Raw genomic sequence first — 16,133 nt, forward strand, 5'->3', positions numbered from 1 at the left:
CCCGCTCGTCAGCCCAGGGCCTCGTCCAGGAGTCTCGTCCACTGGGCGACGACTCGTTCGCGGCGGGCGCGGTCGTCGGTGAGGAGGGTGGCGAGGCCCAGGCCGCGGGCCATGTCGAGGAGGCCCTGGACGGACTCGCGGACGCCCGGCTTCGACTCGTCGGCGCCGAGGAGTTCGACGGCGATGCGGTGCGACTCGCGGCCCACGCGGGCTTCGAGCTCGGTGACGCGGGGGCGGAGCTGTTCCTCGTCGGACGCGGCCACCCACAGGTGGAGGGCGGCGCGGAAGAGGGGGCCGGTGAAGAGGTCGACCAGGGCCGCGACGGCCTCGTGGCGGCCGACGGCTGGGAGCTCCCGCAGTGCTTGGGAGCGTTCCTCCGCCACGTACTCGACCGCCGCCGTGAACAGGTCCTCCCGGGTCGGGAAGTGGTGCTGGGCGGCGCCGCGGGACACCCCGGCGCGTTCCGCCACCACCGCGACGGTGGAGCCCGCCCAGCCGTGCTCGGCCAGGCAAGCCACCGCCGCCTCCAGGAGCCGCTGCCGGGTGGCGCGGCTCCTGTCCTGCTTCGGGCCGGTCAGAGCCGCCACGTCGGGTCCCGTCGTTCGAGGAAGGCCGTCATCCCTTCGCGTGCCTCGGCCGAGGCGAACAGCGAGGCCGACAGCTGCACCAGCTCCTCCGCCTCACGCTCGAAGGTGTCCAGGACTCTAGCCGTGACCAGCCGCTTGGCCTCGCGCAGCCCCTGCGGTGAGCCCTGCCGCAGCCCGTCGAGGATCCGGTCCCGCTCGGCGAGCGGCGCCGTCACCAGGCCCGTCCGCAGCGCCTCCGCCGTGCCGAAGCGCTCGCCCGTCAGGTAGTACCGGGCCGCCGCCCGCGGCTCCAGCCGCGGCAGCAGGGTCAGCGAGATCACCGCGGGCGCCACCCCGATCCGTGCCTCCGTCAGCGCGAAGTCCGACTCCTCCGAGGCGAGGACGATGTCGCAGGCGCCGAGGAGCCCCAGGCCGCCGGCCCGGGCATGGCCGTCGACGACGCCCACGACCGGCTTCGGCAGCTCGACGATCTGCCGGAGCAGGTCGACGAAGGCGTACGGGCCGGGCGGGGCCTTCAGGTCGGCGCCCGCGCTGAAGGTTCCGCCGGTGTGGGTGAGGACGACCGCCCGGACCGCCGGGTCCTTGCCGCACGCGGCGAGCGCGTCGGCGAGCTCGGCCACCAGGGGCGCCGAGAGCGCGTTGCGGTTGGCCGGGGAGTCCAGGGTGAGCGTGGTGATGCCGCGGTCGTGCGCGGTGCCGACAAGACTCATGTGCGGTCCCTCAGTTCCCGGCGCAGGATCTTGCCCGACGCCGCTCGGGGCACGGTGGCGACGAACTCCACCTGCCGGATCTTCTTGTACGGTGCCACCCGTTCGGCGACGTAGCCGAGGACGTCGCCGGCGGACAGCTCCGCCGCGTGCGGCTGGCGCACGACGAAGGCCTTCGGGACCTCCGTGCCGTCGCCGTCCAGGACACCGATGACGGCCGCGTCCGCGATGCCCTCGTGGGTGAGGAGCAGCGCCTCCAGCTCGGCCGGCGGCACCTGGAAGCCCTTGTACTTGATGAGTTCCTTCACCCGGTCGACCACGTACAGCCAGCCGTCCTCGTCGACCCGCCCGACGTCCCCGGTGTGCAGCCAGCCGTCCTCGTCGATCATCGCGGCCGTGGCCTCGGGCCGGCCCAGGTAGCCCTTCATGACCTGCGGCCCGCGGATCGCGATCTCGCCCTCCTCGCCCGGCGGCACGTCCTTCGCCGGGTCGTCGAGGGAGACCAGGCGCATCTCGGTGGCCGGCAGCAGCCTGCCGACGGTGCCGGGCGGCGGGTTCTCCGTCTCGAGCGGGACCAGGTGGGTGGCCGGTGACAGCTCGGTCATGCCGTACGCCTGGAGGACCGGCGGCAGCCCGAGCCGCGCCGAACACGCCTCGGCGAGCGCCGCGTCGAGCGGGGCGGCCGAGCAGACGATGTACCGCAGCGACGACAGGTCGTAGTCCGCGACCGCCGGGTGCTTGGCGAGCGCGAGGACGATCGGCGGCGCCACGTACAGGGCGTTGATGCGGTGCTTCTCGATCGCGGCGAGGAAGCCGTCGAGCTCGAAGCGCGGCAGCACGACGACGGTCGCGCCGCGCCGCAGCGGGGCGTTCATCAGCGCCGTCAGGCCGTACACGTGGAAGAACGGCAGCACGGCGAGGATCCGGTCGCCGGGGCCCATCGGCATGAGCGGTTCGAGCTGCGCGAGGTTGGTGGCGACGGAGGTGTGGGTGAGCATCACGCCCTTGGGGGTGCCGGTGGTGCCGGAGGAGTACGGCAGGGCGGCGACGTCCGTGTCCGGGTCGATGGCGGGGGCGGGCTCGGGGGCGGTGGAGGCGAGGAAGGTCTGGAGGGAGCGGACGGGGGCGGCGTGGGACTCCGGCGCCTCCGCGGGCTTCGCCGCCTCGGTCGGCCGCGGTGCCTCGGGTGCCTCCGGCGCCTGGTCGCAGACGAATATCTCCTCGACGCCGCCCGCGAGTTCGGCCGCCGCGCGGGCCGTCGAGAGCAGCGGCGACACGGTCACGATCCAGCGCGCGGCGCAGTCGCGGAGCTGCCTGGCGAACTCCTCGGGCGTGGCGAGCGGATGCACGGTCGTGACGGACGCGCCGGCGCGCGTCGCCGCGTAGAAGGCGACCGGGAACAGCACGGTGTTGGGGCTGTGCAGCGCGAGCACGTCCCCTTTCCGCACGCCCGCCTCCGCCAGTCCCGCGGCGACCCGCCGGTGGAAGGCGTCCACCTGCCCGTACGTGAGGGTGAGCGCCCCGTCCCCGCCGGTGCCGTCGATCAGCGCGGGCTGTTCGCCGAACTCGGCGGCGCGGCCGAGGACGGCGTCGTGGATGGGGAGGGAGACGACCGGGACATCGGCGTACCCGCTGCGAAACACCATGCGTGCGTGCCCCCTGACTCTGGGTGTTGGTGGCGACAGGATGGCTCGTACCGGTACGGCTTGGGGAGACCTCGGAAGGCCCTGGCTGGACCTTGGCAGCAGGACGGGAAACAAGCAAGCGCGCATGCATGATTCGGCTTTATGGATGGCGGGGCCGGGCGGGGTGTGGTTACGATCGCCGCGATGACGACTCACTCCGCTCTCAGATTGGGGGTCCCGTCCGCGCAAGGTGAGTGCTGATGCTCACTCATGACGCGAACGGTGAGACCCGTTTCCTCTCCTTCTGGCCGCGCGTGCGCGAGTTCGCCGTGCCGGCCTCCGTGATCGAGACCGCGACCGCCCGCCGGCTCGTCGGCGACTGGGCCGGGGCGTGCGCCGCCGCGGGCTTCGACGTCGACCTGGACCTCACGTCCCTCGCGCGTCGCCGCGGCCGGGAGCTCGCGGCCCGGGTCCGGTCCGACCTCCGACACCTGGCGCCCGACCTGCTGCGCTGGCACATGCCGCGGATCGCCCCCGACGGGCTGCTGCGGCCCGGCCTCACCGTCCGGCTGGCCCGGTACGGCCCGGTGCACCTGGTGGTGCGCACGGCGCCGGCCTGGGCGGACGGCGGGCAGCGGATCAGCCTGGCGCTGTGGGACGGGGACGCGGTGGGGGCCGAGGCCGCCGCCCGGCACCCGCACCCCCGGCCGAGCCGACGCTTCCGGCTCGACCTGCACCGGCATCTGTGGGACGCGCGCAGGGCCGGTGAACTGCGGGAACGCTCCGGGGCCTGCGGACCGCCACGCCCGGACGCCGAACGGTGGGCGGCCGAGGCCCGGATCCTGCTCGCCGCGGAAGGGCGGTCCGCGGGCCGCGTCGCCGTACGGGCCGGGGACCGGCGCTTCGTCGTCGACGTCGCGCGGCCGTACGCGGTCGCGGGCGTCGAGCCGGGGACGGAAGCGCGCTCCACCGGCCGCGTCGCCGTACGGGCCGGAGACCGGCGCCTCGCGGTCGACGTCGGGCCGCCGTACGCGGTCGCGGGCGCCGAACCCGGCACCGCCCTCGGCCCGTTGCCCCTGCTGCCCGACGCGGCGACCTGGCTGCCGCCGGACCTGGAGCTGTTGCGGGCCGGCGCGATCGAGGCCGGCCGGCTGCACCCCCTGGTCGCCGCCGCGCTCGTACCGGAACACGCCGGCACCGAGCCCCCGGTACCTCCCGACCCACGCGCGCCCCGCGTCGTGGAGTGCCGTGGGGCGCTGCACCGGATCGCCCTGGTCGACGGCGTCCTCGCTCCGCTGGACCACGACCCGGACGAGCTGCGGCGCGAGCAACTGCTCGTCGCCCTGTCCGGCACCCCGCTGCCCTGCCTGCGGATCATCGACGAGGCGCACCGCCGGCCCGACAGCCTCGACGACGTACGGGAACGGCTGCGGCACGGCGACACGGCCGGGGCACTGGCCGCCGTCGAGGGCCTGCTCGGACCCGAGGCGGTGCTGCGTTCCGGCCCGCTCCAGGAGGCCCTGGAGGCCGCCGCCGAACGGCGGCTCGTCCACGGGCTCTACCGGGCCGGACTGGCCCGGCCCGAGAACGACCGGCCGCCCGTCCGCCCCACCGATCCGCAGCTACGCCGATCCGCCCGCTCCCGCCCTCGGCACGCCGTCGGGCGCTGACCGCGCCCACCGCTCGCGTCCCCCGACACCGTCACGCCGTCACACCTTCACGGCCTCGTGCACCCACGCCCTCGCACACCCGCACCTTCACCTCCTCGCACCCTCGTCCCCTCACATCCTCAGGTGACCTCATGACTTCTCCGTCTCCCGCGTCCACTCCCCCGGCCCAGCTCGACGTCGCCGCCGACCTGCTCGCCCTGCTGCGTGACACCCGCACCGAGCCCCGCCCCGACACCCAGCTGGAGGCCCTGACCCTCGCCGTCGCCGCCGACCTGCCGGTGCTGCTGTGGGGCGAGCCCGGCATCGGCAAGACCGCCGCGCTGACCCAGCTCGCCGAGGAACTCGACCTGCCGCTCACCACGGTGATCGCCAGCGTCCACGAGCCGTCCGACTTCTCCGGGCTGCCGATCGTCGGCGACGACCCGGCCGCGCAGGGCGTGCCGCTGGCTCCGCCGGACTGGGCCGTACGCCTCGTGCGGGCCGGCCGCGGGCTGCTGTTCCTGGACGAGCTGTCCACCGCCACGCCCGCCGTCCAGGCCGCGCTGCTGCGGCTGGTCCTGGAGCGGCGCATCGGTTCGCTGCAACTGCCTTCCGGCGTACGGATCGTGGCCGCGGCCAACCCGCGCGCCTCGGCGGCCGACGGCTGGGAGCTGAGCCCGCCGCTCGCCAACCGTTTCGTTCACCTGCAGTGGGCCCACGACCACGAGGTGGTGGTGCGCGGGCTCGGCGGCACCTGGCCGCGGGCGAGCCTGCCCAGGCTGGACGCCGGTCTGCTGCCGCAGGCCGTGGACCGCGCCCGCCGGGCGGTGTGCGGGCTGCTCGGCACCCGGCCCGCGCTGGTCCACCGGCTGCCGAGCACCGAGACCCGAAGGGGCGGGGCCTGGCCGTCGCCACGCAGCTGGGACATGGCGCTGTCCCTGATCGCCTTCGCGACCGCCGCGGGCTCCTCCCGGGACGTGCTGTCGCTGCTCGTACGCGGCACCGTCGGTGACGGGCCCGGGCTCGAACTCCTCGCCTGGCTCGACCGGATGGACCTCCCGGATCCCGAGATACTGCTCGCCGACCCGGCGGCCGCCGAGCTGCCGGAGCGCGGCGACCGCCGCCAGGCCACCCTCGAAGGGGTGGTGGAGGCGGTCAGGGCGCGTCCCGGGAAAGCCCGTTGGGACGCGGCGTGGGCCCTGCTCGTGCGCGCCCTGGAGACCGGGGCGCCGGACCTGGTGGTGGTGCCGGCCACCACTCTGGCCGCGCTGCGGCGGGAGGACTGGGACGTTCCGGAGGCGATCGAGCGGCTGGCGGGCGTGGTGGCGGTGTCCCGGCGCGCGGACCGCTCGGTGGCGCGCGCGACCACCGTGGGCGCGGGCCGATGAGTGCCGGCACGCCGCGGCACCAGGGCCTGGACCGGGAGAAGCTGTTCGCGGCGCGGCTGCACGCCGTACGCGTACGGCCGTACCTGGCGACCGCGCTGTTCGCCCTGCACGTCGTCGAGTCGCGGCGGGTGCGGACGATGGGGGTCGACCGGTGGTGGCGGTGCTACGCCTCGCCGGAGTTCGTGGCCGCCACCTCCGTCGAGGAACTCGCCGGCGTCTGGGTGCACGAGGTGTCCCACCTGCTCCGCGACCACCACGGCCGCAGCGACCGGGTGGCCCGCGAGCGCGGGCTGACCGGCGCGTCGGAGCGGCTGCGGATGAACATCGCCGCCGACCTCGAGATCAACGACGACATCTACGGCGAGGGGCTCGTGCGCCCCGAGGGCGCGCTCCTGCCGTCGGACCTGCGGCTCCCGTCGGACGGGCTGATGGAGGACTACCTGCGGCAGTTCCAGCTCGGTTCGTGGCTGCCCGACCTGGCCGCCTGGCTGGACTGCGGCAGCGGCGCCGACGGTCTGGACCGGGAGTGGGAACTCGGCCCCGGCGGCGCGGACGGGCTGAGCGAGCAGGAGCGGGACGCCGTCCGGTTCCGGGTGGCCCAGGGCATCACGGGCCGCCCGGGCGGTGTGCCGGCGAGCTGGCAGCGGTGGGCGGAGGAGGCGTTCCACCCGCCGCAGCCGTGGCGGCAGCTCCTCGGCGCGGCGGTGCGCTCGGCGGCCGCCGCGGCCGGCGCGGGCGACGACCACAGCTACGGCCGGCCGTCCCGCCGCTCGGTCGCCCTGCCCGGCACCGTCCTGCCGAGCCTGCGCCGCCGCCCGCCCCGGGTGTCGGTGATCGTCGACACCTCCCGGTCGGTCAGCGACGCCGAACTGGGCAGCGCGCTCCTGGAGGTCACCGCCATCTCCCGTGCCGTGGGCGGCCGGCGCGAACTGGTCGACGTCGTCCCCTGCGACGCGGCCGCCCGCGTCGTGCACCCGCTGTGCCGGGCGGAGGGCATCCCGCTGGTCGGCGGCGGCGGCACGGACCTGCGTACGGGCTTCGCCGCCGCCCTGCGCTCCCGCCCGCGCCCCGACGTCCTGGTCGTCCTCACCGACGGCCAGACCCCCTGGCCGTCCGACCGGCCGCCGTGCCGCACGGTCGTCGGCCTGTTCCCCAGGGACACCGCGTACGTGAACGAGAACGACCCCGACTACGTACCGGACGCACCGCCGGACTGGGCGCACGTGGTCGAGATCGGCTGAGGACCCGACGACGGCCGTCGGCTGACGACCCGACGACGGCCCCTCCCCTACGGCATGCCGGGGAGCCGGACCGTGACGGTGAGACCACCGCCGGGTCGGGGGGTGAGGTCGAGGGTGCCCTCGTGGGCGCGGACGACGCTGTGGACGATGGCGAGACCGAGGCCGGCTCCGGCGTGCTCGTCGGTGCGCACGCGTTCCGTGCCGCGGCGGAAGGGTTCGGTGAGGGTCGGGACCAGTTCCGGCGGGAGCGGGCGGCCCGTGTTCTCGACCCGCAGCACGGTCGCGTCGCCCCGCTCCTCGGTGTGGACGGTGACGGTGCCGTCGGCGGGGAGGTTGTGGACGACGGCGTTCTGCACGAGGTTCGTCACCATCCGCAGCAGGAGCTCCGCGGAGCCGCGGGTCCGTGCCGGTCCGCCGGTCACGGCGAGGGTGGTCCCGCGCTGTTCGGCGAGCGGGAGCAGGGTCTCCGCGGCCTCTTCCGCGACGAGGGAGAGGTCGACGTCCTCGCGGGTGAAGGTCCCGCGGTCGCTGCGGCTGAGCAGCAGGAGGGCCTCGGTGAGGTCGGTCGCGCGCGTGTTGACGGCCTGGAGGCGGGCGAGGAGTTCGTCCCGGTCCCGCGTGGGGTCCCTGCGGGCTACGTCGAGCAGCGCCTGCGAGATCGCCAGCGGGGTGCGCAGCTCGTGGGAGGCGTTCGCGGCGAACCGCTGCTGCTCGGCGACGTGCGAGTCGAGCTGTTCGAGCATCGTGTCGAACGCGTCGGCCAGTTCGCGGAACTCGTCCTGGCGGCCCTCCATGCGGATCCGGTGCGACAGCGATCCGCTCCCGGCGGTCCGCGCGGCGGCCGTGATGCGGGTGAGCGGTGCGAGCATCCGGCCGGCGAGGAGCCAGCCACCGACGAGGCCGAACACGAGCAGGAAGCCCATCGCCACGGCCGCCGCGGGGAAGAAGGTGCGCACGAGGAGGTAGCGGTTGGGCGAGACGCCGAGCAGGCCCTGCTCGTTGTCGGGCACGTAGCGCAGCAGGAAGCCCCACACCACGGCCAGCAGGAGGGCGCCGGCGACGGCGAGGAAGCCGGCGTAGCTGAGGGTGAGCTTGAGCCGGACGCTGAGCCCGGGGCGTCTACGCATCCGTACGGCCGGGGCGGGAGGCGGGGCCGGTGTCCCGGCCGGGTCCGGTGTCGGGGCCCGAGGCGGTGGTGGGGCCGGTGTCCCCGCTGGTGTCGATGCGGTAGCCGGTGCCCGGGACCGTGGCGATGATCCACGGTTCGCCGAGCCGCTTGCGCAGGGCCGAGACGGTGATGCGGACGGCGTTGGTGAACGGGTCGGTGTTCCGGTCCCAGGCCCGTTCGAGGAGTTCCTCGCTGCTGACGACCCCGCCCTCGGCGGCGACGAGGACCTCCAGCACCGCGAACTGCTTGCGCGTGAGCGCCACGTATCGCCCGTCACGGAAGACCTCCCGGCGGAACGGGTCGAGGCGCAGGCCCGCGATCTCGCGGACCGGTGGCCGGGCGTACGCGCGCCTGCGGTCGAGGGCCCGCAGCCGCAGGACGAGCTCCCGCAGTTCGAACGGCTTGGTGAGGTAGTCGTCGGCACCGAGCGCGAATCCCGACTCCTTGTCGTCGATCCGGTCGGCCGCGGTCAGCATGAGGATCGGGATGCCGCTGCCGGAGGCGACGATGCGCCGGGCGACCTCGTCGCCCGAGGGGCCGGGGATGTCGCGGTCGAGGACCGCGATGTCGTAGGAGTTGACGCCGAGCAGTTCCAGGGCGGTGTCACCGTCGCCGGCGACGTCGGCGGCGATCGCCTCCAGCCGCAGGCCGTCCCGGACGGCCTCGGCCAGGTAGGGCTCGTCCTCCACGATCAGTACGCGCATGCGCGAAGCCTAGGCAACCGGTCGTGGCGCCGACGTGTGCGCGGCGTCCGCCGTGCCGCGCCACCAGCGGCGCGAGGCCAGCGCGGCGAGACCGGCGCCGGTGGCGTTGACCAGGACGTCGTCCACGGACGACACCCGGTCGAGCCGCAGGACGTACTGCGCGGTCTCGACCAGGACCGAGCAGCCGGTCCCCAGCGCGAGGACCCGCGGCACGGACGCCAGTGCCGCCCACCGCACCGGAGCGAAGAACCCGAGCGACGCGAAGACCAGCAGGTTGCCGCCGATCCCGAGCGGCCCCATCGTGACCAGGTCCCGCAGCGGCACGAGGCTCACCCGGCCCGGCACGACGCCGGCTCCCGAGCCCGGCATCATGGTCATCCACACCCACGGCACCGTCCCGTGGACCATGGCCACCTCGGCCAGCGACAGCCGCCACGCCGACGCGACACCGGCGGCACGCCGGCGCCACGCCAGGGCCCACGCCACCAGCAGGCTCGACGGGATCGTCACCAGCGTCATGAGCACCACGCCGTTGAACGTGTCGAAGCAGCCGTGCCACCGCCCGGCCATGCACCTCGGCGCGGACATCAGCAGCGGCCCGCGCAGGACGAACAGGGCGCCCGCCAGGCCGAGGACCGCCACGCCGAGGAACACGACCCGGCGCGTGCGCCCGCGCGGGCGGGCAGGCGGTGCCGCCGGAGTGGACGGTGTCGGCGAGGCTGCGTCCAGGGGCGCGTCCAGGGTTGCGTCATGGCTCATGCCCCCATGGGACACGGAGGGCCGTTGCGGCGGCGTATGCGGTTTTCGATACGCCCGCGATACGCCGGCCCGCGATACGCCCGCGATGCCCCGCCGTCGGCCGCGATACGCCCCGCGAGTACGCCCGCGAGTACGCCCACTGTGCGCGAAGTGCCCGGTTCTACGACGCGGCCACCGCGCGACGCGTCGTCCGGATCAGCAGCGTCCCCGCCAGCGCGGCGGCCGCGATGAGCGTCGCGAAGGCCGTGGAGGACGTGGCCACGTCGGTGGCGTCGCTGAGGTAGCCGGTCAGGATCGGCAGGATGCCCGCGAACAGGTAGCCGCCCGCGCTGAGGGCGGCGTTGGCCTCCGCGAGGCGGGTCGGCGGGACCTCGGTGCCCAGCCGGGTGAAGCCTCCGTACTGGCTCATGCCCTGGCCGATGCCCGCGAGGACCGCGGCGGCGGTCAGGGCGGTGAGCGAGCGGGCGTGGACCGCGGCGGCCGTGCCGAGCATGGCGAGGCCGGTGATGACGCCCGCGGCGGCCAGGACGCGGCCGGGCGGCACCTTCTTCGCGAGGAACTGGACGCCGGTGGACGCGCCGAACATCAGGCAGCCGATGCCCCCGGTGATCAGGCGGTTGGTGGTGTGCAGGAGTGAGCCGAGCAGGGTGGGGCCCAGGGCGAGCAGCAGGGAGGTCCCCGTCATTCCGGGGGCGTACGCCATGAGGCTCGTGACCAGCCCGCGGCGGTTGGCGCGGGGGACGGAGGGCAGGCGCAGCCACCCGGTGCCGGCGGAATCGCCGTCGTCCCGACGCCCGTCGGCGGGTCTCTCGGGGCGGGGCAGGAGCCGGTGGACGACCGCCGCCGCGGACAGCAGCAGGAGTCCTTCGACCGCGAAGGCGGTGACCGTGGGGGCGCCGACGTACTGGGAGACGGCGCCGCCGACTAGGGGGCCCGCCGCGAGGCCCGTGCCGATGGCGACGGACGCGGCGAGGGACGCCTGGGTGCGGCGCCCGGGGCCGCCGACGTGGACGACGGCGGCCGTGCCTGCGGAGAGGGCGGCGCCGACGGCCACGCCGGTGAGCAGCCGCGCGACTAGGAGCGTGAGGACGTCGCCCGCCGTCATGAACAGCACGCAGGCGACGAGCGCGGCGGCCAGGGCGGGGAGGAGCACGCGGCGGGCGCCGTAGCGGTCGGCGAGGACGCCGGTGAAGGGCAGGGCCAGGAGCAGGCCGCCGATGTAGGCGGCGAAGACGACGGTCGTCATGCCGGTGGAGTAGCCGATGCGGTGCTGCCACAGGCCGAGGAGCGGGGTCGGGATGTTGGACAGCATGAACACGGCCGTGATCGGCCATGCCGCTGCCCAGACATCCCAGGACCGCCGGGGGTCGCGCTTCACAGGCCGCGGAGGAGCGGGAGCAGCTCGGCCGCCGTGCGCCGCACCGCGGTGCGGTAGTCGGCTTCCGTCAGCTCGCTCGTGGGCAGGCGCAGGATCAGGTGACGGGCCCCGTTCCTGACGTACTGCCCCAGCCAGTCGGCGACTTCCTCGGGCGTGCCGCCGAAGATGCCCTGAGTGGTGCGCATCGTGGTCAGCGGCAGTCCGTAGTAGGCCTGGAAGTAGGACCAGAGGGTGTCCTCGGCCTGCTGCCGGGTCCGGTCGACGGCGACGGAGAGGTAGACGGCTCCGGTGACGGCTCCGTCGGGGCGGTCCGCTTCCCGGCGTGCGGCCTCGACCTGGTTCCAGCCCTCGGCGTACTTCTCGGGGGTGGTGGAGGTGGGCATCCAGCCGTCGAACCGGTGCCCCGCACGCTGCAGCATCTTGGGTCCGGAGTGGGCGATCCACAGCGGCGGGCCCTGCGGCTGCTGCGGTACGGGCAGCAGGGCGGCGTCCTTGAGCTGGTAGTGCTTCCCGTCGTACGAGACGGGGTCGCCCTTGGCCGCCCACAGGGCCTGGCAGATCTCGACGGTCTCGCGCATGCGCCCGAAGCGGCTGGTGAAGTCGAGTCCGTAGTTCCCGAACTCGCGTTCCGTGGCCGGTGAGGCGAATCCGGATCCGATGCCCGCGATGAGCCGGCCGCCCGACATCCTGTCGAGGCAGGCCAGTTCGTGGGCGAGGTGGACGGGCGGGCGCAGCGGCATGAGGACGGCGGTGCCCAGCTGCAGGCGCTCGGTGGCGGTGGCGGCCGCGGTGAGGGCGAGCAGCGGGTTCATCCGCGAGCGGGCCAGGGGCGATTCGCCCGCCCACACCGAGTCGAAGCCGCTCTCCTCGGCGAGGGCCGCGATGGAGGCGAGGTTCTTCGGGTAGGGGCCGTCGTCGATGACGGACTCGCGTCCGGGCAGGACGATGCCCACCTTGAGGCCGGTCACAGGTCCCACCCCTGCCCGGGGACGATGCCCTCGATCTCGACGAGGAGGTCGTCCCGGCAGACGGCGACGTTGAGGTACTTCACCTCAGCACCAGCACCAAGCGCCTCTTCACAGACTTCACGTACTGCCGGAATGTCGCCGTCATGTCGCACGTACACCTTGATCAGCCGGAGGTCCTTGAGGTCGTGGTCGGTGTCGACGCCCTGGGGCGCGAGGTTGTCGCGGGAGATCAGGTGCGCGATGTTGTCGAGGGTCTGACGGGTCTGGCTGCGCACGTCGCCCCGGTGGACGGTCTCGTGGCCGAGGATGGAGGCCGTGCCCGAGACGTAGAGGGTGTCGTCCAGGAGGGTGGCCCGGGCGAAGCTGGGCGGCTTGGGGCCGTACTGGTCGGGATAGTGGTACGCGGCCGTCTGGTTGCTGTTCTCCACGTGGCGGGGCACTCCCCCGCGGGTGGCGAGCAGGACGAAGGCGATGCCGCGGCCCTGGGTGCCGATGCCGGTGGCGGCGGGCAGCTGGGCGGTGCCGTCGCCGAGGTGGGTGCGGAAGGCCTGGGCGCGGCCCTGGACGAAGTCCTGGTAGACCTCCATGCCCTCGGCGTTGGTGCCGATGATGTCGCCGACGAAGTTCCACATGCGGAAGATGTGGCCGTAGTCGAGGTGGCCGACGAGCGCGAAGGCCTTCTCGTACAGGGCACGGACCGGGGGCGTGTAGACGTCCTGTTCCGGCAGCAGCCCGGCGATGAACAGGTGCCGGCCGTCGTGGGCGTACGCGAGGTCGTCGCGCACGGCCCAGCGGGGGCTGGCGTCCACCGTCCACACCTCGCGGAACGGTTCGCCGTTGGCCACGGCCATGGGCACGGTCAGGTCGGGGTTGCCGTGGTCGGTGAAGGCGAGGCGGGCGGTGTCGCCGTAGGTGACGGTCGCCAGGACGTGCCGGCCCGGTTCGGGCTCGGGTATCTCCGTGGCGGGGACGAAGCGGGCGCGGATGCTCACGTCAGCAGCCTCCTTCGACGCTGCACGCGGCGCCTTGGACGGCGGCCGCCTCGGCCTGCGCGGCCTGTGCGTCGAGGAGCGCCTTGCGCAGCTGCGGGACGCTGGGGACGCCTTCGATCCGGGTGTCGCCGACGAGGAGGGTGGGCACGGACTGGATGCGGTGGGCGGCGGCCTCGCGCAGGGCGTCCTGGTGGGCGGCGGTGTAGGTGCCGTTGTCGAGGGCGGTGCGTAACTCCTCGCCGTTCAGGCCGATTTCCTCCGCGAGCCGGACGAGGACGTCCAGCTGTCCGAGGTCCTGGTCCTCCTGGAAGAAGGCGCGGAACATGCGGGCGGTGTACTCGGCGCCCTTGCCCTGTCCGGCGGCGTACTGGTAGCCCTCGAACGCGAGCCGGGTGTACGGCTGCGGGGAGACCGTGGGCAGCGTGATGTCGACGCCCATGCGGCGGGCCATGGGATAGACGGCGCGCTGCCAGATGGCGGGCAGGTACTCGTCCTCGGGGCGCAGGGTGGGGTGGGGGTGGGGGCGGAGCTCGAAGGGCTTCCACTCGATCTCGACGTCGAAGCCGAGGCCTTCGGTCGCCTCCTCCAGGGGGCCTTCCGCCAGCATGCAGAAGGGACAGACGTAGTCGGACCAGATCTGGATCTTCACCGGGTCGCTCGTCGCGGGGTCGGTCACGGGGGCGCTCGTCGCGGGGTCGGTCACGGGATCACTCGTCACAGGGTCGGTCGTGATGGGGTCGGTCGTGGTGGGGTCGCTCATTGCATCCGGCCTTTCCGGCCGGTCAGGAACTCCTGGAACGGCACCTCGCTCCCCTCGACGGGGGCGTGCGTCACCTTGAGCGGCCAGGTGGTGGGGTCGGCGGAGAAGATGGAGTACGAGCCGGCGTAGTCGAAGCCGTAGGCGGCCGCGGTCCTGCGGTCGGCCGCGTACACGATGTGCTCGACGTTGAAGTAGAGGGCGGCCATGTAGCAGAGGGCGCACGGCTCGCCCGAGGCGATGAGGGTGGAGCCCGCGACGCCGAACCGGCCGGCCTTGCGCGTCGCCGCGCGCAGGGCGACGACTTCGGCGTGGGCGGTGGGGTCGTTGTCCTCGGCGACGCGGTTGAAGCCGGTGCCCAGGACGTGGCCGTCGCGTACGACGATCCCGGAGAAGGGGATGCCGCCTTCGGCGACGTGCTGTCGGCTGATCCTGACCGCTTCCTCCACGTAGGGGGCGAGCTGGTCGAGTGAGTCTGTTCGCATGGCGGGGTCGGTCCTTTGCGGGGCGAGGGGCTGGCGACGGGTGCCGGGCGGGCACCGCACCCGGGGCGGCCCGTCGTCCGGCCGAGGGCTGCCCGGGTGGCTGCGTGTGCTCAGACCCCGGCGTTCTGGGCCGCCTGCGGACGCTCGACGGCTTCCTGGGTGTCGTCCCCGCCGCTCGTCTTGTCGGCGAGCTTGAGCCAGACGACGCCGGCGATGATGACGGCGAGCCACAGGGACTGGACGAGGTTCAGTCCCTCGTCGAAGAAGACGGGGCCGAGGGCGGCGGCTCCGGCCGCGCCGATGCCCGCCCAGACGGCGTAGCCGGTGCCGACGTCGATGGTCTTCAGGGCGACGCTCAGCGCCCACAGCGTCAGCAGGAAGAAGACGACGGCGACGAGGGACCAGGTCAGGCGGGTGAAGCCGTGGCTTCCGCCGACCGAGAGCGCGTAGCCGATCTCGAAGACACCGGCGAGGAGGAGCATGAGCCAGGCGTTGGCCGCGGAGCTGTTGGCGTTCGAGGACATGAGCGGAGTTCCTTTCGCGAAGACGCGGGAGCGTGAGGCGGTGGAGCGTCAGGGGTGACGCCCGGGAGTGACGCTTGGGGAGGGTGACGCCGGGGAGCCGAGGCCTACGGGGGTGAGGCCTCTGACGGTCGGCGCGGGCCCGGTGGGGCGGGCGATCAGGCGGCGGCGCCGCTGAGCTGGAGGCCGACGACGCCGGCGATGATCACGACGATGCCCAGCGCCTTCTTCCAGTTGAGCTTCTGGCCGAACAGCAGGGCGCCGAGGAGGGTGATGCCGACGCCGGAGACCGAGGTCCACAGGGCGTATCCGACGCCGACGTTGAACGTCAGCAGGGCCCGGCTGAGGAAGTAGGTGCCGAGGGCGCCGCTGACCAGGGTGATGGCGGTCCACTTGCGGTTCTTGAAGCCTTCGGCCTTGCCGGCGGCGAGGGCGACGCCGATCTCGAAGACGACGGCGATGGCGAGGTAGAGCCACTGCATGAGGGAAACCCCTTCCATTTCATTGCTTGTACATGCAAGAACAGGATGACCGACCGCTGCCGGGGGCGCAATCGGGGGAACGCCAGGAGCTTGCATGAGCATGTACTCTGCTGTCAAACAGCCACTCCAGGGAGGACACACCTATGGCAACTCCGCCCCTCGCGACCCAGCGCAACTCCGACCACGCCGTCTGGAACCGGGTCCTCGCCCTCCACGCGCACGTGGAGCGCGAACTGACGCTGGCGCTGCAGCGACGGCACTCGATCGGCCTGTCGGAGTTCCGCTCCCTGGAACACCTGCACCGCTCCGAGACGAACGAGCTGCGCATGCAGGACCTGGCCGACAAGGTCGGCCTCGGCCAGTCGTCCGTGACCCGGCTCGTGGGCCGGCTCGAATCGGCGGGCTTCGCCTTCAAGGACCTGTGTCCGTCCGACAAGCGCGGTGTCTACGCGGTCATCACGGACGAGGGCCGGCAGCGCTACGAGGCCGCGCGTGCCACCTATACGGAGGTCCTGTCGTCCGCGCTGAACACGTTCGCCGCCGACCCGGAGCTCGGCCCCACGGTCCAGGCACTGCGCACGCCCCGGGACTGACCGGCACCTCCAGCGGGCACTCCTCCACCCCCTCCACCCCGCCCCGCACAACTCCACACGCGCGACACGGCCCCGCGACGCGGTGCAGCCGTCCGGACCCGGCGAGATTCCGGTTCCGGACGGCTGCAC

17 protein-coding genes are annotated in these 16,133 nt (G+C 73.7%); 4 read left to right on the top strand and 13 right to left on the bottom strand.

Features of this window, described 5'->3' with window-relative positions; all coding sequences use genetic code 11:
• Positions 1-8: 8 nt before the first annotated feature.
• The 3 genes from ACFVGS_RS32775 to ACFVGS_RS32785 are packed head-to-tail and all read right to left on the bottom strand — an operon-like array spanning position 9 to position 2,940.
• The gene (locus tag ACFVGS_RS32775) at positions 9-587 is read right to left on the bottom strand and encodes a TetR/AcrR family transcriptional regulator (protein ID WP_385695630.1); all 579 of its coding nucleotides are present in this window, start codon (positions 585-587) and stop codon (positions 9-11) included.
• A complete protein-coding gene (locus ACFVGS_RS32780) occupies positions 575-1,297 on the bottom strand; it encodes an enoyl-CoA hydratase family protein (protein WP_384418438.1) in 723 nt (240 codons plus the stop codon). The genes ACFVGS_RS32775 and ACFVGS_RS32780 overlap by 13 nt, the downstream gene beginning before the upstream one ends.
• Positions 1,294-2,940 (bottom strand): 4-coumarate--CoA ligase family protein, encoded by a 1,647-nt coding sequence (locus tag ACFVGS_RS32785; RefSeq protein ID WP_385695633.1) that lies wholly within the window; start codon positions 2,938-2,940, stop codon positions 1,294-1,296. Before ACFVGS_RS32785 ends, ACFVGS_RS32780 begins: the two co-directional genes overlap by 4 nt.
• A 239-nt stretch (positions 2,941-3,179) precedes the next feature.
• Between ACFVGS_RS32785 and ACFVGS_RS32790 the strand changes: the two genes are divergently transcribed.
• The 3 genes from ACFVGS_RS32790 (at position 3,180) to ACFVGS_RS32800 (ending at position 7,197) form a co-directional block, all read left to right on the top strand.
• Positions 3,180-4,589, top strand: coding sequence for a hypothetical protein (locus tag ACFVGS_RS32790; protein WP_384418432.1), 1,410 nt, complete (start codon positions 3,180-3,182; stop codon positions 4,587-4,589).
• Between the two features lie 131 nt (positions 4,590-4,720).
• Positions 4,721-5,956 (top strand): AAA family ATPase, encoded by a 1,236-nt coding sequence (locus ACFVGS_RS32795; protein WP_385695636.1) that lies wholly within the window; start codon positions 4,721-4,723, stop codon positions 5,954-5,956.
• Positions 5,953-7,197 carry a VWA-like domain-containing protein gene (locus ACFVGS_RS32800; RefSeq protein WP_385695639.1) on the top strand — a complete coding sequence of 415 codons (1,245 nt, stop codon included), beginning with the start codon at positions 5,953-5,955 and terminating at the stop codon, positions 7,195-7,197. Before ACFVGS_RS32795 ends, ACFVGS_RS32800 begins: the two co-directional genes overlap by 4 nt.
• 47 nt (positions 7,198-7,244) lie before the next feature.
• Here the strand turns inward: ACFVGS_RS32800 and ACFVGS_RS32805 are convergent, their stop codons facing one another.
• From ACFVGS_RS32805 to ACFVGS_RS32850, 10 genes are all read right to left on the bottom strand, one after another.
• Positions 7,245-8,324 (bottom strand): sensor histidine kinase, encoded by a 1,080-nt coding sequence (locus tag ACFVGS_RS32805; RefSeq protein ID WP_384418425.1) that lies wholly within the window; start codon positions 8,322-8,324, stop codon positions 7,245-7,247.
• Positions 8,317-9,069: a response regulator transcription factor gene (locus ACFVGS_RS32810; RefSeq protein WP_384418422.1), complete on the bottom strand. Its 753-nt coding sequence runs from the start codon at positions 9,067-9,069 to the stop codon at positions 8,317-8,319. The genes ACFVGS_RS32805 and ACFVGS_RS32810 overlap by 8 nt, the downstream gene beginning before the upstream one ends.
• Positions 9,070-9,078: 9 nt before the next feature.
• The gene (locus ACFVGS_RS32815; protein WP_385695643.1) at positions 9,079-9,828 is read right to left on the bottom strand and encodes a VanZ family protein; all 750 of its coding nucleotides are present in this window, start codon (positions 9,826-9,828) and stop codon (positions 9,079-9,081) included.
• Between the two features lie 160 nt (positions 9,829-9,988).
• Positions 9,989-11,140, bottom strand: coding sequence for an MFS transporter (locus ACFVGS_RS32820; protein WP_384418416.1), 1,152 nt, complete (start codon positions 11,138-11,140; stop codon positions 9,989-9,991).
• Between the two features lie 62 nt (positions 11,141-11,202).
• Positions 11,203-12,174 carry an LLM class flavin-dependent oxidoreductase gene (locus ACFVGS_RS32825; protein WP_384418413.1) on the bottom strand — a complete coding sequence of 324 codons (972 nt, stop codon included), beginning with the start codon at positions 12,172-12,174 and terminating at the stop codon, positions 11,203-11,205.
• Complete coding sequence (locus tag ACFVGS_RS32830; protein WP_384418411.1) at positions 12,171-13,166, bottom strand: FkbO/Hyg5 family chorismatase; 996 nt, start codon at positions 13,164-13,166, stop codon at positions 12,171-12,173. Before ACFVGS_RS32830 ends, ACFVGS_RS32825 begins: the two co-directional genes overlap by 4 nt.
• 1 nt (position 13,167) lies before the next feature.
• Complete coding sequence (locus ACFVGS_RS32835; RefSeq protein ID WP_385695648.1) at positions 13,168-13,926, bottom strand: DsbA family protein; 759 nt, start codon at positions 13,924-13,926, stop codon at positions 13,168-13,170.
• Positions 13,923-14,408, bottom strand: a complete 486-nt coding sequence (locus ACFVGS_RS32840; RefSeq protein WP_384418405.1) for a nucleoside deaminase — start codon at positions 14,406-14,408, stop codon at positions 13,923-13,925. The genes ACFVGS_RS32835 and ACFVGS_RS32840 overlap by 4 nt, the downstream gene beginning before the upstream one ends.
• Before the next feature lie 110 nt (positions 14,409-14,518).
• Positions 14,519-14,932: a DMT family transporter gene (locus tag ACFVGS_RS32845; protein ID WP_384418404.1), complete on the bottom strand. Its 414-nt coding sequence runs from the start codon at positions 14,930-14,932 to the stop codon at positions 14,519-14,521.
• Positions 14,933-15,087: 155 nt separating this feature from the next.
• Positions 15,088-15,429, bottom strand: a complete 342-nt coding sequence (locus ACFVGS_RS32850) for a DMT family transporter (RefSeq protein ID WP_384418401.1) — start codon at positions 15,427-15,429, stop codon at positions 15,088-15,090.
• 125 nt (positions 15,430-15,554) lie between these two features.
• On the opposite strand from ACFVGS_RS32850, the gene ACFVGS_RS32855 reads away from it, so the two are divergent.
• On the top strand, positions 15,555-16,004 hold the full coding sequence (locus ACFVGS_RS32855) for a MarR family winged helix-turn-helix transcriptional regulator (RefSeq protein WP_384418398.1): 450 nt from the start codon (positions 15,555-15,557) through the stop codon (positions 16,002-16,004).
• Positions 16,005-16,133: the final 129 nt, after the last annotated feature.

This window comes from Streptomyces sp. NPDC127114, from assembly GCF_042677525.1.
GTDB lineage: Bacteria > Actinomycetota > Actinomycetes > Streptomycetales > Streptomycetaceae > Streptomyces.